Raw genomic sequence first — 24,371 nt, 5'->3', positions numbered from 1 at the left:
TATGGCTATTAAATTAACGCTAATATGCCCTGTTTATAAGGTTGCTGAATTTATACCTGAACTGATGGATAGCTTAGTTGCAGGGGTTAATACTGAAAACGTAGAAGTTATTTTTGTAGACGACTGTTGCCCAGAAAACTCAATTAAATTATGTGAAGATTTTTTAGCTAAAAATAAAAGCATTATAAAATTTAGTACAACAATAATTAAGCAACCTATTAATAAAGGGCAGGCCGCAGCTCGCAATGCTGCTTTAATTGTTGCCAATGGTACTTATATAGGTTTTATTGATTCTGATGATGCTATTGCCCCTAATTATTGGGAAGCACTTTCGACTCATGTCGGCTCTGCAGCTAATGATATTATTGAGTTTGATTTTAAAGAGTTTACAACACTGCTACCAACTCCTGATTGGGGAAAATATAGGGATGTTGAGCTAGTTAAAACGGATTTATTTAAAAGTGGTTTTTTTGTTTGGACCCGACTTTATAAAAAAAACATCTTAGATAAATGTCGTTTTCCAGAAGGTGTTATATATGAGGATATTCACTTTAATATACAGGCTTTCTCACATGCTTCGAGTATTGTTAAAACACCAAAAACACTTGTTTTTTACCGAAAACGTTTAGGTTCAACTACGAGTAAGAGAACATCATCTTATTCTGATTTGCTGCTTAATATGGTGAATTCAGTAAAGGAAAGTATAGATAAGTTTGATGATAAAAAAACAGTAGTAGCGCAAGTTGCAAGATATTCTTTACTTGTTAGTCTTAAGGGCTACTCGATAGAGGATAAAAAAGATCGCAAGGTGTTTTTTAAGCAATGTAGGAATATAAATTCTATTTTTAAAAGTATATTTAAAGAATATAATAAATCGATAGTTGCTAAACTTAAATTCAATTTATCTAATATTATTTGTATTAACGGAAAGCGATAAGATGAAGTTATCTGAGATAAAAATATATATAAAGTCTGATCTATATCGTTTTAATGGTAATGATAAGCAGTTTTTAAAAACCTTATTTAAAAATAGCTATTTTAGGTTTCAAGTTTATTTAAGAATGGCAAAATCCGATGTATATGCACTTTCGTTTGTATTTAGGTTTTTAAAAGCAAAACTAGGAAAAAAAGTTAATATTCAGCTTAATCACAATGTTGCTATAGGTTACGGGTTATATATACCCCATGGAAATGTTGTTATAAATTCTCAGGCAAGCATAGGTAACAATTGTAGCTTTTTGCAGTTTGTTTCGGTTGGGGCTATCCATTATGGAAAGTCAGCTGATATTGGCGATAACGTTTATATAGGACCAAGCTCTTGTTTAGTCGGGGCAATTAAAGTTGGCAGTAATTCAGTGTTAGGAGCCGGCACCGTTGCCGCTAAAGATGTTGAAAATAACTGTGTTGTAGTGGGTGCCCCAGCTAAAGTGATAAAGAAAGTAGAAGATATCGCGATGTATAGCGATAACTTATGTGACGATAAATGGGCAAGGATGCTAGGTAAATGAAAAAAATTGTTCATATAACTAACGACTTACAACGTTTAGGTGGGGTGCAGCGCCTACTTGTAGACTTAATGAGTCTACAAAAAAACGTATTTAAATTTGAAGTTATTTTAACTCGCGGTGAAAATGAATACGCCGATGAGCTAAAAGCGCTTGGTGTAGATGTTTACCACAAACGTGACTTGGGTTTTTTTGGTGTAATAAAAAGATTAAATAAAGCTGATTTAGTGCATACGCATTTGTATCCGTCTATTTATATTGCTTACTTTACTCGTACGCCGACTATTGTTACCGAGCATAACCCGCATTACAGAAGGCGAGATATTCTTTTTGTAAAAACATTAGAGCGTATAATTTATAAAAAATTTAAAAAAATAGTATGTATCTCTGATGGTGTTAAAGAAAAATTTTTAGAAAGTATTAAAGTAAGCCCAGCTTTAACTCAGGTAATTCATAACGGTGTTGATTTATCACGCTTTGCTCAACAGCCTAAAGCTATTACTGCAGAACAACCTGCAATAAAGTTAGGCATGGTAGGGCGTTTTGCAGCACAAAAAGATATTAAATCACTCATAAAATTAATGACCTTACTTGATTCTCGCTTTGAGTTGCACTTAGCAGGTGATGGAGATTTACGGGCCGAGTACGAACAACTAGCTAAAACACTCAAAGTTGACAATAAAATTGCTTTCCATGGACAAGTAAACAATGTGCCTTCATTTTTAAATTCATTAGACATTTACATACAGTCTTCGCACTGGGAGGGCTTTGGTATTGCCGTAGTTGAGGCTATGGCGTCTGGTTTACCTACATTTGCAACTGACGTAGAAGGCCTCAATCATGTAGTAGATAAAACTGCTTTGTTTGAGGTCGGAAATGTTAAAAAATTAGCAGAAAAAATTAATGCTTTACTGAATAATATAAGAAATTATAACGAGCAATCTGCTTTATGTATTAAAAAAGCTCAATGTTTTTCAATACAAAGTACGGCTACTGAACATACGAAAATATATAAATCAGTGTTGGTAAGCAATATATGATGTTTTCAAGCTATAATTACTCAAAAAAAGAGATGTTAGGCTTTCTGGTTGTTTGCGCTATATTACCTTTATATTTTTCTATGTTTAGGTATGGCGTGGCTGGGGCACTAATTAGGCTCTCCGATTTGTTATTGTTAAGCTTAGTGTCGTTTAAGTTAATTACAACACCTAAAGTTTTTTATAATTTTGCGCAAATAAGAATATTACCATTATGGTTTTATATTTCTTATATCTTATTCAATGGCTTATATAATGATAACATCGCAGCATCTATAAAGGAATGTATACAATTAGTATGGGTAGTAACCTACTTTGTTATTGCTTCAGAGTATGCAAAAAAAAATAGTAAACTATTTTTAGATTTAACAATTGCATTTTTAATATTGTCAGCTCTATATACGGTTTTATATCATTTTTCATTAGGTCACCTTACTCGGTATAAATCAGCAAACGATGGTAAATATGCCTTTGGCCTTTTATCCTTATTACTCTTATTAAAGTCGAGTATGTTTAATGATAAGCGTACGTTTAAAGTGTTTTTGCTTAGCTTAATCCCTTTGTTTATGTCTATGGAACGTAAAGGCATATTTGGAGTGTTGCTGATTTTTTTATTGCTTCTTATTATAAGACCCATCAGGGCTAAAGCGTCTGCTGGTGAGGTGAAACTAATCTTTGTTAGTTCTTTAACTCTACTTTTATCCGCTTTCTATTTTTTCGATATCCAAGGTTTTATAGATGAGAAAATTTATCAGTCTAATTTTTTAGATGAATCAATTGCCTTATATACATCTAATGTACACAGAGAAAACCTATTAATAAATGCTATCCAAATTATTAAATCGAATCCTTTGCTTGGGGTGGGGTCTGATCAAATTGTGTATTATATGTTTGACTATTATTGGGATGAAAGGTTAATTAATGGCGCTCATAATTTCTATCTTGATATGTTAGTTCAATATGGAGGGGTAGGGCTAACTTTACTAATTAGTTGGTCATTATATTGTATATACTCATGTTATGCATCAAATCGTTATCATAAAGAACTCTTTTTGTTTTATATATATTGCATGTTTGTTGTAACGTTTATGGCTGTTGGACAAGCAGTTATGTTAGTTTTTTTTATGCCTTTTCTTAATCCATATATGTTTTTAAATCATGATTAACTCTATTCAATACCTAAGAGGTTTAGCTGCAGTTTTAGTGGTGTATTATCACGCTACCATAAAGTCAGTACAAAATAACTTACCTGCAGCTGAAGTATTTAACTTTGGTCAAGCTGGCGTAGATTTGTTTTTTATAATATCTGGTTTTATAATTTGCTTCTCTACAGATAAGCACACGTTTTCTGCGGGTAGGTTTTTAAAATCTCGAGTCCTGAGAATTATCCCTTTATATTGGTTTTTTACATTGTTAGCCTTATTGGTATTTTTAGTTGTACCCAACTTGGTTAATAGTAGCGGCGGAGAAACCGTGATCTGGAAGTCATTTTTTTTAGTACCAACTGAAGATAAATACTTGGTAAGAAATGGCTGGACACTAAGCTACGAATTTTATTTTTACTTTATATTTGCTTTATTTGCTGTATTTTTTATTAAAAGAAGTTTAGTGTTTTTGCCTTTACTATTGTTAGCGTTGATAGGCTGCTTTAATAATGCGCACTTTTACTTTGATAGCTACCTTATCGAGTTTGCAATGGGTGTTATATCTTTCATTATGTATAAAAATAAAGTCGCTGTTAAATATAATCTAATACTTTTGTTTTTTATGTTTTTTTCTCTTTTGGCAATGCATCTTTTAGAGGTGGATTCTGTTGTATTTTATTATGCTTTTATAATGTGGTTTATATTCCATGGCTCTCTAGTTTTAGAGCAATTAATTAAAGTTAGTAAATTACAAAGCTTTAAAAATCTATTATTTAAGCTAGGAGACTCATCCTATTCGTTGTATTTATCTCATGCGTTTACCCTGGTCGTGTTGAATAAAATTATGCTTTTGATAATGCCGAATGTTGGTAAAGAGCTTTACCTTTTTTTGTTAACATTTATATCAATAATTGTTGGGCATCTGGTGTATGTTTTAATTGAACTCAAACTTAATTCTTACTGCAAAAAACTCTTTAACTAAAGAGATTTTATAAATGCTTTAACAAAAATGAGGAACAAACTTGCCTAGTATTAAATATGACCCTGCTGTTCAAAATTTATTAAAAAGAATGCCTAAACATGTACAAGCAAGCTTTAGTGATGAGCAACTTAGCCATTTAAAAGTTGCGATAGGGGCTAGGCAGTGGGGTGAACATGCCCTTGATTGCCGTGGTGTAATAAGGTTTTTCAAATATAGGTATTATTTTGTAGTGCTGGCTGGGCGAAATAGGCGACAACTTAGCCAAGCTGAAAAAAAAGCATCTAGAGTAGCACAAGCCATCGTTGTGACTATTAGTTTGTTTATAATTTTGTTAATACTTTATTTAATTAAGTCGGCACTGGGGATAAACATATTTCAGGGCTTTTCGTTTGGTATTTGGACATATTTTAAAGAGTTGTTCGTTTAGTTGGTTATTGGTTTGTTGCATATTTATTAAATATTTTGTTTATTGTGTTTGTGTTTGTTTAGCGTGTTTGTTTTTGTTTTGCTTTTTGCAATTAAAGGCGCGTAGGTATTTTATTTGTTATAGTTGATCTAGTTTAATAGGTCAGCGGCATTGAATACTTAGTAGCAATACGTTATTATTTATTCATAGTTTTGTGGTGCTTTATCCACTTTTAAGATAGCTATAAGGAATAATAGTATGACATCTTCAAGGACGTTCAAACCTTCTGGTTCGTCTGATGCAAATTTTTACCGTTTATTCGATATTTTTGCGCTTTTTTTAGCCTTTCAGTGCTCTGCTTTATTTTACGGCTTTGAGCTAACTCCATTTTATATGGTTGCAATATTAAGTGTTGCATTAAGCTACATGTACAGCGCTGAGCTATTTTCTACGTACCGCTCTTGGCGGGCTGGCAAGTTTAAAACCATGGTGTTGTGCGCTTGGGGATCCTTGGCCGTTGCTTTTACGTTTTTATTTTTTGTATCGTTTGCGTTTAAGTTTACCGACGATTTTTCGCGTATTGGTTTAGGGTTATGGTTTTTACTAAGCGTTACATTTTTATATGTTTGGCGCTTAGGTGTTCATGCCTATAAAAGAAACCGCCGAAAGCTAGGTATGAACCTTCGTAATGTTGCAATTATTGGCGCTACAGAATCTGCAGTTTACTTGTACGATGAAATAACCAAAAATGACGAGCTAGGCTTTAAATTTTTAGGTTTTTATGACGACCGTAAACCAGAGCGTTTATTTGAAAATTCAAAAAAGCATGCACTTGAAGGTAAAATACAACATGCTGTTGATGCGGCCAGAAGCGGTGAGATTAGTGTTTTATACATAGCACTCCCAATGAAAGCCGATAAACGTATTGCTGAAATATTATCGCAGCTTGGCGATACCACGGTTGATGTACATATTATTCCTGACTTTTTACTTTCTAACCTGATACATGCTCGCATAGAACATGTTGGTGATGTAGATACGCTAAGTGTTTTTGAATCGCCGTTTATTGGTGCGCGCGAATTTATAAAGCGCACAGAAGATATAGTTGTTGCCTCTATTATTTTATTATTGATTTCACCTATATTAATTGCCATTGCAGTTGCAGTTAAGTTTACCTCGAAAGGACCTGTTATTTTTAAACAAGACCGCTATGGTCTTGATGGCAGACGCATAAAAGTGTGGAAATTTAGATCGATGACGGTAACTGAAAACAGCGATGTAGTTACCCAAGCCACTAAAAACGATGCACGTATTACACCGCTAGGTGGTTTTTTACGCCGTACTAGCTTAGATGAGCTTCCGCAGTTTATAAATGTGCTAAAAGGCGATATGTCGATTGTTGGCCCACGCCCGCATGCGGTAGCCCATAACGAGGAATACCGTAAAAAAGTAGACTTTTATATGTTTAGGCACAAAGCTAAACCCGGTATTACTGGTTGGGCACAAATAAATGGCTGGCGAGGCGAAACCGACACCCTAAATAAAATGGAAAAACGCGTTGAATTTGACCTGCACTATATTAAACATTGGTCACTTTGGTTAGATGTAAAAATTATTTTTATGACAATTTTTAAAGGATTTAAAAATGATAATGCCTACTAAAAATATCGCAAAATCAATCTTGTGCCTTGCAGTGTGTGCAGCTTCTCCGGCTTATGCACAGCTTGAGCCAGGCAGTTTTATGACCCAAGATGGCGCTGAAATAACGCCTACCCTTACACTTGGCATGAGCAGTAACGATAACTTTTTTAACACTCCAAGTAACGAAGAGTCGCGCCTAATTTGGACTATTACGCCTAATATTAAAGCCGCTATTGATGATGGCCCTGATTCTTACACACTAAACTTGGGCACCAGTAGTTCTTTACATAATAAAGATACCGCCGATAACTTCACACAAATTAATATTGGCGCCGGCGTTCATAAAGAATTTACTAGCCAGCATAGGCTTGATATAAACGCCACTGCCGATTGGCTTTATGAGCCACGAGGCACAGGCTTAACAGAAGGTTTAGCCGATATTGTTGATGAGCTAATAAAATATCAACAACAAGAAGTAATAGCAGGTTACGAGTATGGTGCGCCATCGTCTAGAGCGCAGCTGGCACTTGAAGCTGGCTTTTACAATAAAAAATACCAAAATTTTAGAGAAACATCGCAATACCGCGACTACGATAAATCGCTTGTTGGGGCAACACTATACTACAACACTAAAGCCGCAACACGTGTTTTAGCAGAGGTAACCAGTGAAGACTATAATTACGATGTTATAGAGCCAAGCGGTGTATCGCGCGATTCCAAAACACTTACTGCCTTAATAGGTATGGAATGGGATGCCACGTCTTTAACTTCTGGTTCTTTTAAAGTGGGTTATCAAAATAAAGACTTTAGTAACTCTCAGCGTGAAAGCTTTAGTGGCCTTAGTTGGGAAGCTGGGGTGACATGGCAGCCTTTAACGTATTCTACCTTTGAATTTACTACCAGCCGTGCGGCGAAAGATCCGCTTCTTGAAGGTGATTACATTAAAGAAAGCACTTACAGCGCCAACTGGACTCACGATTGGAACGACTACTTAAGCACACTTGCTGGCTTAGGTTACATTGATGAGCAGTACACTGGTGATGTTGGCCGTAAAGATACCACTAAAAGCGCTCGCTTAGGTTTAAATTATAACGCTAGTAATTACGGTATGATTTCTACTTACATAGATTTTATTGATAAAAACTCTAACCAACCCACAATCCCATTTGACCGTGTCATTGTTGGCATTAACTTTACGTTTGCACTTAGGGCTAATAATTAATGAAGTTGAAGTATATTTTAGGTATTGCCATTGTTTTATTGAGTAATGCCTGTTTTGCACAAACAGCAAAAGATTATGTGTTAGGCCCAGGCGATAAAGTAGAGATTAAAGTATTTGGCGAGCCTGATTTAGAGGTAAGCGCTTTACTTGGTAACCGTGGTGAAATAAATTATCCGTTTTTAGGTAAAATTACACTAACAGGGCTAACTATTTCGCAGGTTGAACAAACTATAAGTAGAGGTTTAAAACCAGACTACTTAATAAACCCTAATGTGTATGCACAGGTAGTTGAATATAGGCCTTTTTATATTCACGGAGAGGTAAAAGCACCAGGAGCCTACCCTTATCAACCTGCTATGACCGTTAACCAAGCGGTAGCGCTTGCAGGGGGCTTAACTGAGCGCGCTTCGGTAGATAAAATCTTTATTTTTAAAGAGCAAACTAAACAGCAGCAACAAAAAGGCACTTTAAATAGCCAAATTGCAGCAGGCGATACAATAAAAATAGAGCAGCGCTTGTTCTAAGCAGTAAAGGCACAGATTAAATGAACGAACAAAAAACAAATATTATAAGCAGTAATGAAGAAATTATTGATCTTAAAACTTACTTTACTGTAGTTGCTAGATCAAAATGGAAGATCATATTTTTCTCAACTATTGTAGCTATATTAGCGGCAATGATTACACTCACTATGCCACCCGTTTATACTGCTACCGCTACATTGTTGATTGAGTCAGAACCGGCTAAAGCAGTTAGCTTCGAAGAAATATACGGCTTAGATTCTAACCAACAAGAATATTATTTAACTCAATTTGAAGTTATGAAGTCTGATAGTATCGCAAGGGAAGTAATCACTAAACTTAACTTGGCAAACCATCGAGATTTTAAAGCTGAGGCTTCTATTTCATCCGATATAAAAAAACAGGTTATGAAGACATTAGAGTCTTACTTACCTTTTTTAAATCAAAAAAAGCAAGAAAACTTTTCTCCAGAGGAGTTAAAAGAACGCAATATGCTTTTTTTGATAGGGAATTTTAAGTCACGTCTTTCAGTATCTCCAATCAGAAAAACGCAACTTGTAAACTTAAGCTTTGAATCGAGTGATCCAAAGTTAGCTGCTTTAGTTGCTAATACTGTTGGTGATGTTTATATAGAAAGTCAAATGAGAGCAAAGCTAGGTATAACTCAGCAAGCATCTAACTGGTTAAATACTCGCCTTTCACAGTTACGTATACAATTAGATGACTCTGAGGCACGCTTACAAGCATTTAGAGAAGCCCAGCAGCTTGTTGATATAGAGGGTATTGCAGGGTTAGCTACTCAAGAGCTTGAGCAAATATCGCAACAGCTGGTTGAAGCACGTAATGAAAAAAATAACTTACAAAGTATTAATCGTGTGATTAACGAGTTTGGCGATTACGACATTGACACGCTAGGAAGTATGCCAGAAATTACTAACCATAGTGTTATTCAAGATGCAAAAAGAGATGTTATCGCCGTGGAACGTAAGCTGAGTGAGTTAAACGAAGTGTATGGTCCTAAGCATCCTAATATTATTTCTGCTAAGGCCGAACTTTTAACCGTTAAAACCAACCTTAATAATCAGGTTGCGGGTTTAATTACGGGCATAGAAAAAGAGCTTAGACGTGCAACGCGAACTGTTAATACATTAGAAAACGATGTAAAAAAAATACGTGCCGAATACCAAGACATAACTCGTAAAGAAACCGAGTATAACCAGCTAAAGCGTGAAGTAGAAACTAATCGAAATATTTTTAATACATTTTTATCTCGCTCTAAAGAAACAGAGGTAACTAGTGACTTTAGTTCTGCAGTAGCGCGGTTTAGTGATCGAGCATATGCCCCGAACGTACCAAGCAAGCCCAATAAAAAAGCAATAGTAGTGGTTTCATTTATTTGTAGCTTTATTTTTGCTGTAGTTATGAGCTTAGTGTTTGATTCACTCAATGATACAGTTAAAAATAAGGCCGGTGTAGAGGGCCAGTTAGCTCAAAGAATGTTAGGTTTATTACCTCAGGTAGCGCTACCTAGAAAAAGTGTACTGCCTATTCACGCCTACCTTGACGACACATATAGGCGTTTTGCTGAGTCAGTACGTACATTTAGAACTAGCTTGTTATTAACCCAGCTCGACAAAGCTCATAAAATTATTGCGGTAACTTCTACCTCACCAGGGGAGGGTAAAACCACTACAGCCTCTAACCTCGCTATTTCTTTGGCTCAAATGGGTAAAGTACTTTTAATTGATGGTGATTTACGTAAGCCAAGTATAGCTAAACGTTTTGAAATACCTGTATATCACCCTGGGTTAACTAATTTAATAACGGGCACAGAGCAGTTTAGTGAATGTGTTCATATTGATGGGCAATCTGGGGTGGCAATTATGCCCAGTGGTCAAATACCGGGAAACCCTTTAGAGCTTTTATCTAACTCTCGTTATGTGGAGTTATTAGAAATACTTAAAACTAAGTATGATCATATAATTATTGATACCCCGCCTACACAAGCAGTGAGTGATGCGCTTGTTATTTCACAAAGTGCTGACTCAGTAATTTATGTTGTAAAATCGGATGTTACACGTATTAAGCCTATTAAAGCAGGGCTAGAAAGGTTATTTGAATCTAAAGCTCATGTTGCTGGCGTTGTATTAAATCAGGTTGATATGAGTAAATCGGCTGATGAGCATAGTTATGGGTATTACGATTACCACGATTACTCTCAAAAGCCTGAGCAACCTAAAGCGTAATATAAGTTTGTATGATTGATATTCATTCGCACATTTTACCTGAGATTGATGATGGCGCTAAAGACTTGTCTGAGTCTTTAGCGTTATTGCATATGGCTCAGTGTGATGGAATTACGCACATGGTTGCTACACCGCATATACACCTAGGCCGGTTTAATAACTTTGCCCCTAGTTTAAAAAAAAATCTAAGCTTTTTACAAAATGAAGCTAAATCGGCTGGCCTTAGCATTAAAATTGCGCTGGCGGCTGAAGTAAGGCTTGATGTAGAGTTAATGAGTCTTATTATTGACAATAAACTTCCTTTTATAGGGCAGGTTAATAACACTAATTACTTATTGTTAGAGCTGCCACATTCGCACGTACCCCAAGGGGTTGAGCAATTTATAAAATGGTTACATAAAAATAATATTAAGCCAATTATTCCACATCCCGAGCGAAATCGAGATATTCAGGCAAACCCGTATTATATTGATCGCCTACAGCAACTTAATTGTGAGTTTCAGTTAACCGCTTCGAGTATTCAGGGTGAGTGGGGCGAGCAAGCCCAAAAAATTAGCATTGATATGCTCAAAAGAGGCTGGGTTAGTTATGTTGCAAGCGATGCCCATTCAGTTAAGCGCAGGCCACCTATATTAAGCAAAGCCAAGCAAACAGTATGTGATTTACTTGGGCCTGATAAAGCACATGATTTATTTGTAGCTAACCCTGCTAAGCTTACAGAGGCCCTATTTAGTGGTTAACTTAAAAACTATTAAGCACTTACATATTTTTTTACTGGCGCTTTTAATAATGACAATATGTTATTCATCGGTGCAGAGTATGCGTGCAAACTCGTGGTATTTTAATTCATTAAACCTAGCTCACGCGGTAGTAGAAAACCCAACTCCTCTCATAGATGTACAAAATGCCCAAGTGGAGCAAGCTACAAAAGCGATAAATTTAGCTTTAACGTTAGAACCACATCAAGCCCATTACTGGCACTTTTTAGCGTATCTTAATCTGCTAAGTTTAGATAATGAGCAGGTTGGTGTTGTAAACGCTTTATCTGTGTATAAAAGCGCTGAGGTTAGTTTATTAAATTCTGTTAAATTACGTGGTTCGTGGGCTGAATCGTGGATATTATTGGCACAAGTGGTTAGTTATCAGCAAGGCCCTAGCAAACAAGTGTTTGAGTACATAAATAAAGCTTTAAATACAGGTCCATACAAACTAGAAGTGCACCTAGGAATTATACAAATAGCATTAGCCAATTGGCAGCAGCTAACCCCCCAATACAAAGCACAATACGTTAAATCGCTAATCAAAGCAGCGCAATATGGCTATAGGTTTAATAAGGTTTATAAAATAGCGAATGACCTAAATGCGATGTCTACTCTTTGCCTATCACTACAATTTGGTAAATCGTTTGACCATATTAAAGAGCGCTATATATATAAACAAAACTGTTTATAAAAACGCCCAGAGCCATTGTATACGCTCTGGGCTACAAATGGCTCTTAGTTGAGCCTTGCGCTAACTAAATACACTTTCGCAATTCTTAGGGAGAAGAAGAAAGTACCTCTAAGTCTAGTTAACTAATTTGCAAAACTCTAAATTTTGTTTGTTTATTAACCGCAAATGATAACAAAGACTTAATAATATTGTGCACAGGTTACCCTTTGTGTTGAGTGCTTTATGCCCAGCTTATTAACTGGGTGTTTTGCACTAGATCGCGTGGCAAAGAATTTTTGACCTTATTTTTTTGCCACTTCCCCAGTCCTATCGGGCAGCCACATAAGGTTAGTACTACTTCGCCGCTGGCTTTTGTAACGTCTTCTAGGCGTATATCTTTACCATTAAAGTAGTCGCTTGCTTGCTCGTTTGTTAAAGCATACGTATTGCTTTTGCATTCATTACCAAACACGGTAGCAAACTCGTGAGTTAGTCTTACGCCGTTTTTATGAATAATACCTAGTTGAATACCTAAACGTGCGTATTTTATTTTGTTTTGAACGGCTTCAAACCCATCAGGAAATAACCACAGTTCTTTATCGCGCTGCATTAACTTACCAGGTAGCGCTTTTAAGCCAAACTGTTTTTTAAGCTCGCTCATAAAAGAAGTGGTTTGTTTTTTATCAAATTCGTTAAATGGAAACGCACCTTTTTTAACGCTTTGGGTTGGGTTATTGCAGCTTGCGAGTTTTTTAAACTTAGCGATAAAAAAGCCTTCACTGTCGAATGTTTGCGGCCACACATGTAAATAGCCCTCGGCGGTTGTGGCTTTTTCTGCCCCTTCAAATAAATCACTTAGCGATTGCGGCTCAATATAGTCGCCAAATTCACTCAGTAGGTAGTCGCATACTTGTTGGTTTTCGAGCGGGGTAAGCGTGCAGGTTGAATACACCAGTGTGCCGCCTGGTTTTAATGCGTAAAAAGCGCTTTTAATTAGATCTTTTTGAACTTGAGCAATTTCTATATTTGATTCTATAGACCAGTTTTTAAGGGCATCGGCATCTTTACGAACGGTACCTTCGCCAGAGCAGGGTGCATCAAGCAAAATGCTAACAAAGCATTCAAACATATAGTTACCAAATATGACGCCATTAAAATGCGAAAGCGCACAGTTACCAACGCCCATACGTTTAAGCGTGATGACGAAAGCTCGTTGGCAACAAGTACGCCTTGGTTATTCATTATTGCGGCAAGTTGCGAAGTTTTAGAGCCAGGCGCTGATGCCATATCAAGCACATAGTCATATTGTAAATCTGAGTTCACAATACTTTTGGTAAAACGAGCTATTTCATGTTGGGAGTCAGTTTTCAATTTAGTCTAAATTAATTAGTTCTACCAATTTAGTTGCACCTAAAAGTGATGGATGGTCATCATCAAAATAAAGCGGTGTACCATCTTTAACAGCATAGCAGTTCGCTTTGTCGAAAAAAACGTCCTGCGGTTTTAAAAAGTGAACATTACTAGGGTAGTTACTGTTGTCAAAATGGTTAATGATATATTTATTTCTTTCTTTATACCAAGCTAAATCAGTCCCATAAATATTAACTAAATCGCCCTCGTTTCTTGATTCAGTACCAATTAATTGCTTAATATCACGCTGTAGCTCTGGTATGGGATAAAAAATGTATATGTTATTTTTGCTTGAGGCAAGCACCTTTATTAACTCATCTATATTTTTAGTGATCCTAAGAATATCAGATGTTATCGGCGAGTTATTGTGATTAGGATAGTTAATGGGCTCTCCCCAATAGAAGCCACCAGTAAATCTATGATTAAAGACAACGTTTTTAATTTTCTTGTCGTTTAAAATATACTCTACTGTTTCGTTATACCATTTAGTACATTTACCAAATTCTTCTGTTTCCTGATATGAAACTCTACAACCAGAAAAGCTAAATTCTTTTATTCCAATATTTCTCGGTTCTAACCTTTTAGCTAATGCATATGCTATTTCTACAGAGTGGCTGTCTCCAAGTGTTGCCCACGAAATATCACTACCGAAGTACTCACAGGATTCATTCGGATCTCTATATTGCTTTATATTACACTTATCTCTAAATGGGCTTGATTGCGAGTTATTTATCAATAATTGATATTGTTCAGATGATAGATTTATAAAGCCATCTTTAAAAAATACTACTGAACCTAATAACCCAATTAATATGCTTACATAGATAGGTTTGCAGTGTAAATAACTTGCTGGTTGCTTAAAATCATTTCTGAATTTAATTTTTTCTATATATTTGTTACTTAAATAGCCAAGTAATGCAGATAAAATTATTCCAAAATATATGTAGTTTTTATTTAATGAGAAATAACTGATAGCTACTACTAATGGCCAGTGCCATAAATAGATGGAATACGACCATGTGCCAATTTTTTGAAATAAAAAGTTACCAGTAATGCTGCTTTTATTGTTTGCTTGAATGATAAAAAACGTACCTATTACGGGTATTATTGATAAGTATCCTGGCCATGGGTTATCTTTTGATATAAATATATATGAATAAATAATTAAACCTAAGCCCAACAACTCTAATATTTTTTTATTTTTTTTTGTAAGGCTTTCGAAAGGAAAAAGGTAGGCCACGCCACCAAGCATCATCTCCCACGCTCTTGTAGGTAATAAATAATATGCAGCTTCAGGCCACATAGTTGTAGCCAATATGCAGAATAAAAACCCTAATATCGTACCCATTAAAATGGTCATTTTAATGGCATAAAAGGGCATGAATTTACGAAATGCAGTAAGAATTAATGGATAAATAATATAAAACTGCCATTCAACAGATAAAGACCAAGTATGTAAGAGCCACTTTTCATGTGAAGCGACATCAAAATACCCAGATTCTCTCCAGTACACAATATTAGATACAAAACTAATACTACTTAAAGAATGCATTCCTAAAGTTTTATAGTCTACTGGGGATATATAAAACCAGCCTAGTACCAATAGTACAAAACATAAGAACGACAAGGCTGGAATAATTCTATTAGCTCGCGCGATATAAAAAGATAAAACTGAAAATTTATCTTGTTCTAATCTTTTAAATATTATCCCTGTCATTAAAAAACCAGAGATAACAAAAAACACATCAACACCGGCGAAACCACCGGGCATCCAAGTTGAGTTAAAATGAAATAAAACAACAGCAATAACTGCTATAGCCCTTAAGCCATTAATATCTTCCCTGAATTGCAAACTATTATTCCTTATTTGATATAGGTTCTTTGTAAATAAGCTTAGTAATGACGCTACTAAATTAATAGTCATTCATTTTATGTATGAGTTCAGCTTATTTAGATACGAAGTTCATTTAAATTTACTATTATTATATGGTTAATACATTGTAATGTATATCCATTAACCCCAACATATTAACTGGGTGTTTTGCACAAGGTCTCGTGGCAAAGAGTTTTTGATCTTATTTTTTTGCCATTTACCCAGCCCAACTGGGCAGCCACATAAGGTTAGTACTACTTCGCCGCTGGCTTTTGTAACGTCTTCTAGGCGTATATCTTTACCATTAAAGTAGTCGTTTGCTTGCTCGTTTGTTAAAGCATACGTATTGCTTTTGCATTCATTCCCAAACACGGTAGCAAACTCGTGAGTTAGCCTTACGCCGTTTTTATGAATAATACCTAGTTGAATACCTAAACGTGCGTATTTTATTTTGTTTTGAACGGCTTCAAACCCATCAGGAAATAACCACAGTTCTTTATCGCGCTGCATTAACTTACCTGGCAGCGCTTTTAAGCCAAACTGTTTTTTAAGCTCGCTCATAAAAGAAGTGGTTTGTTTTTTATCAAACTCGTTAAATGGAAAGGCGCCTTTTTTAACACTTTGGGTTGGGTTATTGCAGCTTGCGAGTTTTTTAAACTTAGCGATAAAAAAGCCTTCACTGTCGAATGTTTGCGGCCACACATGTAAATAGCCCTCGGCGGTTGTGGCTTTTTCTGCCCCTTCAAATAAATCACTTAGCGATTGCGGCTCAATATAGTCGCCAAATTCACTCAGTAGGTAGTCGCATACTTGTTGGTTTTCGAGCGGGGTAAGCGTGCAGGTTGAATACACCAGTGTGCCGCCTGGTTTTAATGCGTAAAAAGCGCTTTTAATTAGATCTTTTTGAACTTGAGCAATTTCTATATTTGATTCTATAGACCAGTTTTTAAGGGCATCGGCATCTTTACGAACGGTACCTTCGCCAGAGCAGGGTGCATCAAGCAAAATGCTATCAAAGCATTCAAACATATAGTTACCAAATATGACGCCATCAAAATGCGAAAGCGCACAGTTACCAATGCCCATACGTTTAAGCGTAGCGCTAAGGACTTTTAAGCGTGATGACGAAAGCTCGTTGGCAACAAGTACGCCTTGGTTATTCATTATTGCGGCAAGTTGCGAAGTTTTAGAGCCAGGCGCTGATGCCATATCAAGTACGTAATTATCTTGTAAATCTGAGTTTTCAATACTTTGTTTTAGTGCCATAGGCGGCAGCATTGAGCTTGCCTCTTGCACGTACATGGCGCCGCTTAAATGTAAGTCGGTATTGCCTAATGCTAAGTTTTGCTCTTCATCGCTTGGGCGTTCTAGCCAAAAACCTTCATTGCACCAAGGTATAGGCGTAAGTTGCCAGTTTTTTTGCTCTGCACGGTGTTTAAATTCAGCAACACTAATTTTTAATGTATTTACACGAATAGATTTTCTGAGAGGGCGACGGCACGCGTTTATAAAGTCGTCTAAATTGAGGTGCGCAGGTAAATAGGTTTTTACGTCGTCAATAAAATGCTCAGGAATAAAAGTGTTGGCGTTCACGCGTTGGCTCGTACATTAAAAAATAAAGCGCGATATTAGCACTTTTAACGCACTATTTCAGTGTTAAATAGCGGCTTTATAATTTATTGGTTTGTCGACACATTGTGTTTTTAGTTTAATTTTAAAGCTATATTATACGACTTTAGATTAACAGTGTCGACAATAAGTGTGTTTTTTACTCATTTTTACCTTGGGTGGGGTTGACATGTTTTTTTATTAAGCACATAGTTAACCCATCAATTGTCGACAATTTATTTATAAAGCCATGACGCAACCTTTTTTAAACGATACACCTATTACTACAGCATCTGATCAAGTGTTTGTTGATATGCGCCGTGAAATAGTAGAAGGCAGCATACAGCAGGGCAGCAAAATATCGGAGCCTGAGCTTGCAAAGCGCTACGGTGTAAGCCGTGCGACGCTTAGAGAAGCGCTTAATCGCTTAGAAAGCTGTTACTTAGTGGAGCGTAAAGCCAATGTAGGTTGCCGAGTAGTGGCGCTAACCGCAGAGCGTTTAATTGAAGTGTACCAAGTACGCAGCTCGCTTGAAGGCTTAGCATGTAGGCTTGCTGCCGACAATATGGCAGCTGACGAAGTTAAAGGCTTAAAGCAATTACTTAACCAACATTTGCAAACGCAACGCGTTAAAGAGGGCGAGTCGTACTATCAAGAAGCGGGCGATTTAGACTTTCACTATCGCATTATTAAAGGCAGTAAAAACGCTCATTTAATCCATTTGTTATGTAACGAGCTTTACCAATTAATACGTATGTACCGTGTACAAATGGGCATGGTAGGGCCGCGTGTATCAAAAGCGTTTGACGAGCACTTAGCTATTATTAACGCGATAGAAAACCACGATGGTGAACTTGCCGAAATGCTAATGAAACGACATATCAGTGCATCGCAAGCAAATATTCAAACCAAATTTGATGTGTACCAATCAATATGAGTATTCGAACAATTTAACTGATTAAACCGCTCTATAACGTCGTTAAGAATTTTTTATTTAGAACCACTAAACATAAAAATTATTGCCTAGTTACAGAACGATTTTCTTAGCGTTAAATAGACCTCATACACATACAGATTGGTATTTGTCATAAACAAAAATTTTATAAAAGCTAAAAGCTAAAGCTAGTAACAGTTAAACAGTCACAATGTCAGATTAAAAATATAAGTTACTCCATGTAGCAACCGTTCAAAGTGAGGAGAAAATAATGTCAGCAGGATTAAAATTTAAACAGGCCATTGCGAATAACCGCCCATTACAAGTGGTGGGTACTATAAATGCCTACACAGCCATGATGGCTGAAAAAATGGGCCACCAAGCTATTTATCTCTCAGGTGCCGGTGTGGCAAATGCCTCTTACGGTATGCCAGATTTAGGCATGACCAGCCTTGATAATGTACTTGAAGATATTCGCCGTATTACCGGTGCCAGCGATTTGCCACTATTGGTAGATGCCGATACAGGCTGGGGCGGGGCGTTTAATATTGCGCGTACCGTTAAAGAAATGACCAAAGCAGGTGCGGCGGGTTTTCATATTGAGGACCAAGTAGCGCAAAAGCGTTGCGGCCATCGTCCTAATAAAGAAATTGTTAGCCAAGGTGAAATGGTCGACCGTATTAAAGCCGCAGTTGATGCAAAAACCGATAGCGATTTTTACATTATGGCGCGTACTGATGCGTTTCAAAAAGAAGGTTTAAGCGCCGCGATTGACCGTGCAGCTGCCTGTGTTGAAGCGGGCGCTGACGCTATTTTTGCAGAAGCCGTGCACGACCTTGCCGACTACCAAGCATTTGCAAAAGCGATCAATGTACCAATTTTAGCTAATATTACAGAGTTTGGCCAAACGCCTATTTACACCAAAGAGCAGTTAAGTGAGGTAGGTGTTGAAATGGTGCTTTATCCACTTAGTGCTTTTAGAGCAATGAATAAAGCCGCGCTTAATGTGTACTCTGCCATTTTAAATGAAGGCTCGCAGCAAAGCGAAATTGAGAACATGCAAACACGCGCCGAGCTTTACGAATTTTTAGATTACCACACATACGAAAACACACTCGATAACCTTTTTTCATCAAAATCTGACAAATAATAACTATTAAAATAGATAACACACACAAATTTAGATAGGAGAAGATCATGGTAGATAAAGCATTAGGCGGAGCAGGTTTACGCGGGCAAGTTGCAGGGCAAACCGCATTATGTACAGTAGGGCAAACAGGCTCAGGTTTAACGTATTGTGGGTACGATATTAGCGAACTTGCCGAAAAAGCACAGTTTGAGGAAGTGTCTTTTTTACTTTCACGCGGCGAGCTACCAACAGCCAATGAACTAGCCGAGTATAAAGCTAAATTAAAAAGCTTACGCGGCCTGCCAGATGCACTAAAAACCGTGCTTGAAAATATTCCTAAAGACGCGCATCCAATGGATGTTATGCGTACCGGTTGCTCAATGCTGGGTAACCTAGAAATGGAACTTGATTTTAGCCAAGCAAACGATGCGATTGACCGCATGGTTGCAGTGTTCCCAAGTATTATTTGTTACTGGTACCGATTTACTCACGATGGCGTACGCATTGAAACACAAACTGATGACGACTCAGTGGGCGCGCACTTTTTAACTCTATTACACGACAAAGCACCGAGTGAGCTTTTTGCGCAAGTAATGAATGTGTCGCTAATTTTATACGCAGAGCATGAATTTAATGCCTCTACATTTACGGGACGTGTGTGTGCATCAACGCTTTCTGATATTCATTCTTGTGTAACGGGCGCTATTGGTACGCTACGTGGGCCACTGCATGGTGGTGCAAACGAAGCCGCTATGGATATGATTCAGGGTTTTACAAGTGCAGAGCACGCCGAGCAAGAAATTATGGGTATGCTAGAGCGTAAAGATAAAATAATGGGCTTTGGGCACGCTATTTACCGTGAGTCAGACCCACGTAACGTTATTATTAAAAAGTTTTCTGAAAAACTAGCTAAAGAGGTGGGCGATGATGTGCTTTACCCTGTGTCGGTTAGGTGTGAAGAAGTTATGTGGCGCGAGAAAAAACTGTTTTGTAATGCCGATTTTTTCCATGCATCGGCGTATCACTTTATGGGTATTCCCACTAAGTTATTTACGCCAATATTTGTGATGAGCCGTGTTACCGGCTGGACGGCACATGTTAAAGAGCAGCGCGCTAATAACCGTATTATTCGCCCAAGTGCTGATTACACAGGGCCAGAGGCACGTAGCTACACGCCAATTGAATCAAGAGGCTAATTAGTTACACATAATACCAATCCGTAACAATACTTAATTAAGCGGGTTGGTATAGGGTGAGCAACACGCTCACCTCTTGCCTTTTATTTCCCGTCACCTATTAGCGAACAGATATTATGACCATAATTAATAACACCCAATACCGAAAACCATTGCCCGGCTCAAATGTGGATTACTACGATACGCAAGAAGCCGTTGATGCAATAAAGCCTGGTGCTTATGCCACATTGCCTTACACATCACGCGTACTTGCCGAAAACTTAGTGCGCCGCTGTGAGCCTGATATGCTAACCGATGCGCTTAATCAGCTTATTGAGCGTAAGCAAGATTTAGACTTTCCGTGGTATCCGGCGCGCGTAGTGTGCCACGATATTTTAGGCCAAACTGCTTTAGTTGATTTAGCAGGCCTGCGCGACGCCATTGCCGCAAAAGGTGGGGATCCAGCAAAAGTGAATCCGGTTGTGCCAACACAGCTAATTGTTGATCACTCATTAGCGGTTGAGCATGCAGGCTTTGACCCTGACGCGTTTGAAAAAAACCGTGCAATAGAAGATAGACGCAACGACGACCGTTTTCATTTTATAAACTGGACTAAAACCGCCTTTAAAAATATTGATGTTATTCCGCCTGGTAACGGCATTATGCATCAAATTAACCTTGAAAAAATGTCGCCTGTTATTCAAAACCGCGATGGCATTGCATTCCCCGATACCTTAGTTGGTACCGACAGCCACACCCCGCATGTGGATGCACTTGGTGTAATTGCTGTAGGTGTTGGTGGGCTTGAAGCCGAAAGCGTAATGCTTGGCCGCGCCTCGTACATGCGCCTGCCTGATATAGTAGGAGTTGAGCTTACAGGCACTCGCCAGCCTGGGATTACCGCAACCGATATAGTGCTGGCTATTACCGAATTTTTACGCGCTCAGCGTGTTGTATCGACCTACTTAGAATTTTACGGCGAAGGCGCTGATGCACTAACCCTTGGCGACAGAGCAACTATTTCAAACATGACGCCTGAATTTGGTGCCACTGCAGCCATGTTTTATATAGACGATAAAACAATTGATTATTTGCGCTTAACAGGGCGTGATGAAGAGCAAATAGCGCTTGTAGAAAACTACGCTAAAACGGCAGGCCTTTGGAGCGATAGTTTAAAAACCGCAAAATATGAGCGAGTGCTTAAATTTGATTTATCGAGTGTTGGGCGCAATATTGCTGGGCCTTCAAACCCACATCGTCGTGTATCCACCAGCGATTTAGCAAAAGAAGGTATATCTGGCGTTGTTGAAAACGAAGAAGGCTTAATGCCAGATGGCGCCTGTATTATTGCTGCTATTACAAGTTGTACTAACACCAGTAATCCACGCAACGTAATTGCTGCCGGCTTACTTGCGCGTAATGCAAATGCCAAAGGGTTAATGCGTAAACCCTGGGTTAAAACGTCATTAGCACCGGGTTCAAAAGCGGTGCAATCATACCTAGAAGAAGCAAAATTACTCCCTGAACTTGAAAAGCTTGGCTTTGGTATTGTGGGTTTTGCTTGTACTACCTGTAACGGCATGAGTGGCGCGCTTGACCCTGTAATTCAACAAGAAGTGATAGATCGCGACTTATACGCAACAGCGGTACTTTCGGGCAACCGTAACTTTGATGGGCGTATACATCCGTATGCTAAGCAAGCGTTTTTAGCGTCACCGCCATTAGTGGTGGCTTACGCTATTGCCGGTACTATTCGATTTGATATTGAAAAAGGTGTACTAGGGAAAGATCAAAATGGTAACGATATAACGCTAAAAGACTTATGGCCAAGCGATGAAGAAATAGATGAAGTGATAAAACAAAGCGTAAAGCCAGAGCAATTTAAAAAAGTGTACGAACCTATGTTTGATTTAACCGTAGATTACGGTGAAGACAACGACCCGCTATACAATTGGCGCGAGCAAAGTACCTATATTCGCCGCCCGCCATACTGGGAAGGCGCCCTTGCAGGTGAGCGAACCATGACCGGCATGCGCGCCCTTGCTGTACTTGGCGATAACATTACAACGGATCATTTATCGCCTTCAAACGCTATTATGGCAAGTAGTGCAGCGGGAGAATACTTAACTAAGATGAATGTTCCTGAAGAGGATTTTAACTCGTACGCGACGCACCGAGGCGATCACTTAACAGCGCAGCGCGCTACATTTGCAAACCCTAAATTGTTAAACGAAATGGTGCGTGATGAAAACGGCGAAGTTAAACAAGGTTCATACGCACGATTAGAGCCACAAGGTACTAACACACGTATGTGGGAAGCAATCGAAGCTTATATGCAGCGTAAACAACCACTCATTATTGTAGCCGGTGCCGATTATGGGCAAGGCTCATCGCGTGATTGGGCTGCAAAAGGGGTAAGGCTTGCAGGCGTTGAGGTTATAGCTGCAGAGGGCTTTGAGCGTATTCACCGTACTAACTTAATTGGCATGGGTGTATTACCGCTTGAGTTTAAACCAGGCACTACCCGCAAAACGCTTAACATTGATGGCAGCGAAAGCTTTGATGTAAAAGGCGAGCCAACACCAGGTGCAACGCTTGATTTAGTGATTACACGTAAAAACGGTGAGGTACTAACAGTACCTATGAAATGCAGATTGGATACCCAAGAAGAACTTTCTATTTATGCCGCTGGTGGTGTATTACAGCGCTTTGCGCAAGACTTTTTAGAAGCTACGCAATCAGCATAAGGGGCGAGCATTATGTTTAAACCACAAATTAAAGTGCCAGCAACTTATATGCGCGGCGGCACCAGTAAAGGTGTATTTTTTAAGTTAACCGACTTACCCAAACCTGCCCAAGTGGCAGGTGAGGCGCGCGACAATTTACTGTTACGCATAATTGGTAGCCCCGACCCATATGGCAAACAAACCGATGGTATGGGCGGAGCAACATCAAGTACTAGTAAAACGGTTATTTTAAGTAAAAGCGAGCAACCTAACCACGATGTGGATTATTTATTTGGCCAAGTGGCAATAGATAAACCTTTTATAGATTGGAGCGGCAATTGCGGTAATTTAACCAGCGCAGTAGGTGCGTTTGCTATAACGAACGGCTTAGTTGATAAAAGCACAGTACCCGATAACGGTGTAGCCGTGGTGCGAGTATGGCAGGCTAATATTAAAAAAAGCATTTTAGTTCATGTGCCTATCACCAATGGCGAAGTGCAAGAAACTGGCGATTTTGAACTTGATGGCGTGACCTTTGCTGCTGCCGAGGTAAAGCTAGAGTTTTTAAACCCCGCTGATGGTGAAGGGGCGTTATTCCCTACAGGCAATGTAGTAGATGACTTAGAAGTACCAGGTGTTGGTACTTTAAAAGCCACTATGATAAACGCGGGTATTCCTACTGTATTTATTAATGCCGCGGATATTGGCTATAGTGGCACTGAGCCGCAAAGCGATATTAATAACGATACTAACGCACTTAAAAAACTTGAAACTATTCGTGCCTATGGCGCAGTAAAAATGGGGTTAATAGCTAATATTAACGAAGCTCAAACACGCCAACATACACCTAAATTAGCCTTTGTGGCAGCGCCATTAGATTATAACGCGTCAAGTGGTAAGTTTATTGAAGCTACAACAATTGATTTATTAGTACGTGCTATGTCTATGGGCAAGCTTCATCACGCTATGATGGGCACAGCCGCAGTAGCTATTGGCGCAGCCGCCGCTATTGAAGGTACGCTTGTTAATGTGGCCGCAGGTGGCGGGACATTGAACGAAGTTAACTTTGGTCACCCCTCTGGCACGCTAAAAGTAGGCGCAGAAGCTAAAAAAACAGCTGGAGATTGGCAAGTTACCAAAGCAAGTATGAGCCGCAGTGCTCGTGTGCTTATGGAGGGCGTAGTTAGGGCTTTGCAATAAGCCGATTTTAACGTTTTATATTGAGTCATTAACGCTACCCCTAGTCGTTATTGACTCTTAAAATGTTTAGTTTTAAAACTAAACAACGCAAACATTGTGTTTAACAAATCCCCCTTCCAAAAAGCCTACAAAACTAATTCTTTTTCATTATATCAGCATTTAGATGGTTTTTTTTTAACG

Annotated in this window: 19 protein-coding genes and 1 pseudogene; 17 read left to right on the top strand and 3 right to left on the bottom strand. The window is 38.2% G+C overall.

All coding sequences use genetic code 11. The annotated features are described in order from the left end of the window. Position 1 precedes the first annotated feature (1 nt). The 12 genes from NQT65_RS03660 (at position 2) to NQT65_RS03605 (ending at position 12,157) form a co-directional block, all read left to right on the top strand. Entirely contained in the window at positions 2-937 is a 936-nt protein-coding gene (locus NQT65_RS03660; RefSeq protein ID WP_126006655.1) for a glycosyltransferase family 2 protein, read from the top strand. A 1-nt stretch (position 938) separates the two neighbouring features. Beyond that, the gene (locus NQT65_RS03655; protein WP_126006657.1) at positions 939-1,508 is read left to right on the top strand and encodes a serine O-acetyltransferase; all 570 of its coding nucleotides are present in this window, start codon (positions 939-941) and stop codon (positions 1,506-1,508) included. Then, complete coding sequence (locus NQT65_RS03650) at positions 1,505-2,545, top strand: glycosyltransferase (RefSeq protein ID WP_256850536.1); 1,041 nt, start codon at positions 1,505-1,507, stop codon at positions 2,543-2,545. The genes NQT65_RS03655 and NQT65_RS03650 overlap by 4 nt, the downstream gene beginning before the upstream one ends. Beyond that, the gene (locus NQT65_RS03645; protein WP_256850535.1) at positions 2,542-3,708 is read left to right on the top strand and encodes an O-antigen ligase family protein; all 1,167 of its coding nucleotides are present in this window, start codon (positions 2,542-2,544) and stop codon (positions 3,706-3,708) included. The genes NQT65_RS03650 and NQT65_RS03645 overlap by 4 nt, the downstream gene beginning before the upstream one ends. Continuing rightward, entirely contained in the window at positions 3,701-4,669 is a 969-nt protein-coding gene (locus tag NQT65_RS03640) for an acyltransferase family protein (protein ID WP_126006663.1), read from the top strand. Before NQT65_RS03645 ends, NQT65_RS03640 begins: the two co-directional genes overlap by 8 nt. Before the next feature lie 40 nt (positions 4,670-4,709). After that, entirely contained in the window at positions 4,710-5,096 is a 387-nt protein-coding gene (locus NQT65_RS03635) for a 3-phosphoshikimate 1-carboxyvinyltransferase (protein WP_126006665.1), read from the top strand. A gap of 237 nt (positions 5,097-5,333) precedes the next feature. Further along, positions 5,334-6,737 (top strand): undecaprenyl-phosphate glucose phosphotransferase, encoded by a 1,404-nt coding sequence (locus tag NQT65_RS03630; RefSeq protein WP_126006667.1) that lies wholly within the window; start codon positions 5,334-5,336, stop codon positions 6,735-6,737. Beyond that, entirely contained in the window at positions 6,721-7,938 is a 1,218-nt protein-coding gene (locus tag NQT65_RS03625) for an outer membrane beta-barrel protein (protein ID WP_256850534.1), read from the top strand. The genes NQT65_RS03630 and NQT65_RS03625 overlap by 17 nt, the downstream gene beginning before the upstream one ends. Continuing rightward, positions 7,938-8,462 (top strand): polysaccharide biosynthesis/export family protein, encoded by a 525-nt coding sequence (locus NQT65_RS03620; protein ID WP_126006671.1) that lies wholly within the window; start codon positions 7,938-7,940, stop codon positions 8,460-8,462. The genes NQT65_RS03625 and NQT65_RS03620 overlap by 1 nt, the downstream gene beginning before the upstream one ends. 20 nt (positions 8,463-8,482) lie before the next feature. Beyond that, a complete protein-coding gene (locus NQT65_RS03615; protein ID WP_126006673.1) occupies positions 8,483-10,705 on the top strand; it encodes a GumC family protein in 2,223 nt (740 codons plus the stop codon). An 11-nt stretch (positions 10,706-10,716) separates the two neighbouring features. Further along, positions 10,717-11,445: a tyrosine-protein phosphatase gene (locus NQT65_RS03610; protein WP_126006675.1), complete on the top strand. Its 729-nt coding sequence runs from the start codon at positions 10,717-10,719 to the stop codon at positions 11,443-11,445. Beyond that, a complete protein-coding gene (locus NQT65_RS03605) occupies positions 11,438-12,157 on the top strand; it encodes a VpsP family polysaccharide biosynthesis protein (RefSeq protein ID WP_164521614.1) in 720 nt (239 codons plus the stop codon). Before NQT65_RS03610 ends, NQT65_RS03605 begins: the two co-directional genes overlap by 8 nt. 220 nt (positions 12,158-12,377) lie before the next feature. On the opposite strand, the pseudogene NQT65_RS03600 reads toward NQT65_RS03605, so the two are convergent. From NQT65_RS03600 to rsmF, 3 genes and pseudogenes are all read right to left on the bottom strand, one after another. Next, a pseudogene (locus tag NQT65_RS03600) lies at positions 12,378-13,438 on the bottom strand (methyltransferase RsmF C-terminal domain-like protein); the annotation flags it as partial. Between the two features lie 70 nt (positions 13,439-13,508). After that, positions 13,509-15,398 (bottom strand): acyltransferase family protein, encoded by a 1,890-nt coding sequence (locus tag NQT65_RS03595; protein WP_256850533.1) that lies wholly within the window; start codon positions 15,396-15,398, stop codon positions 13,509-13,511. A 162-nt stretch (positions 15,399-15,560) separates the two neighbouring features. Next, on the bottom strand, positions 15,561-17,012 hold the full coding sequence (gene rsmF, locus NQT65_RS03590; RefSeq protein ID WP_256850532.1) for a 16S rRNA (cytosine(1407)-C(5))-methyltransferase RsmF: 1,452 nt from the start codon (positions 17,010-17,012) through the stop codon (positions 15,561-15,563). 265 nt (positions 17,013-17,277) lie between these two features. Here rsmF and NQT65_RS03585 point away from each other — a divergent pair, with 265 nt between their 5' ends. The 5 genes from NQT65_RS03585 (at position 17,278) to prpF (ending at position 24,191) form a co-directional block, all read left to right on the top strand. Beyond that, entirely contained in the window at positions 17,278-17,964 is a 687-nt protein-coding gene (locus NQT65_RS03585; RefSeq protein WP_024032638.1) for a GntR family transcriptional regulator, read from the top strand. A gap of 268 nt (positions 17,965-18,232) precedes the next feature. Beyond that, a complete protein-coding gene (gene prpB, locus NQT65_RS03580) occupies positions 18,233-19,111 on the top strand; it encodes a methylisocitrate lyase (protein WP_055253209.1) in 879 nt (292 codons plus the stop codon). Between the two features lie 47 nt (positions 19,112-19,158). Further along, on the top strand, positions 19,159-20,286 hold the full coding sequence (gene prpC / locus NQT65_RS03575; RefSeq protein ID WP_138578268.1) for a bifunctional 2-methylcitrate synthase/citrate synthase: 1,128 nt from the start codon (positions 19,159-19,161) through the stop codon (positions 20,284-20,286). A 116-nt stretch (positions 20,287-20,402) separates the two neighbouring features. Beyond that, positions 20,403-23,012 (top strand): Fe/S-dependent 2-methylisocitrate dehydratase AcnD, encoded by a 2,610-nt coding sequence (acnD, locus tag NQT65_RS03570; protein WP_126006680.1) that lies wholly within the window; start codon positions 20,403-20,405, stop codon positions 23,010-23,012. Between the two features lie 12 nt (positions 23,013-23,024). After that, positions 23,025-24,191, top strand: a complete 1,167-nt coding sequence (gene prpF, locus NQT65_RS03565; protein ID WP_256850531.1) for a 2-methylaconitate cis-trans isomerase PrpF — start codon at positions 23,025-23,027, stop codon at positions 24,189-24,191. Positions 24,192-24,371: the final 180 nt, after the last annotated feature.

This window comes from Pseudoalteromonas agarivorans (assembly GCF_024518735.1).
In the GTDB taxonomy this organism is placed as follows: domain Bacteria; phylum Pseudomonadota; class Gammaproteobacteria; order Enterobacterales; family Alteromonadaceae; genus Pseudoalteromonas; species Pseudoalteromonas atlantica.
The sequence above is the reverse complement of the archived record's forward strand: the minus strand, read 5'-3'. Positions and strand labels throughout refer to the sequence as shown.

What these genes read in the sequence shown, in the direction of transcription:
- NQT65_RS03650 (WP_256850536.1), top strand. Translation starts at nt 1,505, where the DNA reads ATGAAAAAAATTGTTCATATAACTAACGACTTACAACGTTTAGGTGGG.
- NQT65_RS03630 (WP_126006667.1), top strand. Translation starts at nt 5,334, where the DNA reads ATGACATCTTCAAGGACGTTCAAACCTTCTGGTTCGTCTGATGCAAAT.
- NQT65_RS03610 (WP_126006675.1), top strand. Translation starts at nt 10,717, where the DNA reads ATGATTGATATTCATTCGCACATTTTACCTGAGATTGATGATGGCGCT.
- NQT65_RS03620 (WP_126006671.1), top strand. Translation starts at nt 7,938, where the DNA reads ATGAAGTTGAAGTATATTTTAGGTATTGCCATTGTTTTATTGAGTAAT.
- prpC (WP_138578268.1), top strand. Translation starts at nt 19,159, where the DNA reads ATGGTAGATAAAGCATTAGGCGGAGCAGGTTTACGCGGGCAAGTTGCA.
- NQT65_RS03660 (WP_126006655.1), top strand. Translation starts at nt 2, where the DNA reads ATGGCTATTAAATTAACGCTAATATGCCCTGTTTATAAGGTTGCTGAA.
- prpF (WP_256850531.1), top strand. Translation starts at nt 23,025, where the DNA reads ATGTTTAAACCACAAATTAAAGTGCCAGCAACTTATATGCGCGGCGGC.
- NQT65_RS03615 (WP_126006673.1), top strand. Translation starts at nt 8,483, where the DNA reads ATGAACGAACAAAAAACAAATATTATAAGCAGTAATGAAGAAATTATT.
- NQT65_RS03585 (WP_024032638.1), top strand. Translation starts at nt 17,278, where the DNA reads ATGACGCAACCTTTTTTAAACGATACACCTATTACTACAGCATCTGAT.
- prpB (WP_055253209.1), top strand. Translation starts at nt 18,233, where the DNA reads ATGTCAGCAGGATTAAAATTTAAACAGGCCATTGCGAATAACCGCCCA.
- acnD (WP_126006680.1), top strand. Translation starts at nt 20,403, where the DNA reads ATGACCATAATTAATAACACCCAATACCGAAAACCATTGCCCGGCTCA.
- NQT65_RS03625 (WP_256850534.1), top strand. Translation starts at nt 6,721, where the DNA reads ATGATAATGCCTACTAAAAATATCGCAAAATCAATCTTGTGCCTTGCA.
- NQT65_RS03645 (WP_256850535.1), top strand. Translation starts at nt 2,542, where the DNA reads ATGATGTTTTCAAGCTATAATTACTCAAAAAAAGAGATGTTAGGCTTT.
- NQT65_RS03655 (WP_126006657.1), top strand. Translation starts at nt 939, where the DNA reads ATGAAGTTATCTGAGATAAAAATATATATAAAGTCTGATCTATATCGT.
- NQT65_RS03640 (WP_126006663.1), top strand. Translation starts at nt 3,701, where the DNA reads ATGATTAACTCTATTCAATACCTAAGAGGTTTAGCTGCAGTTTTAGTG.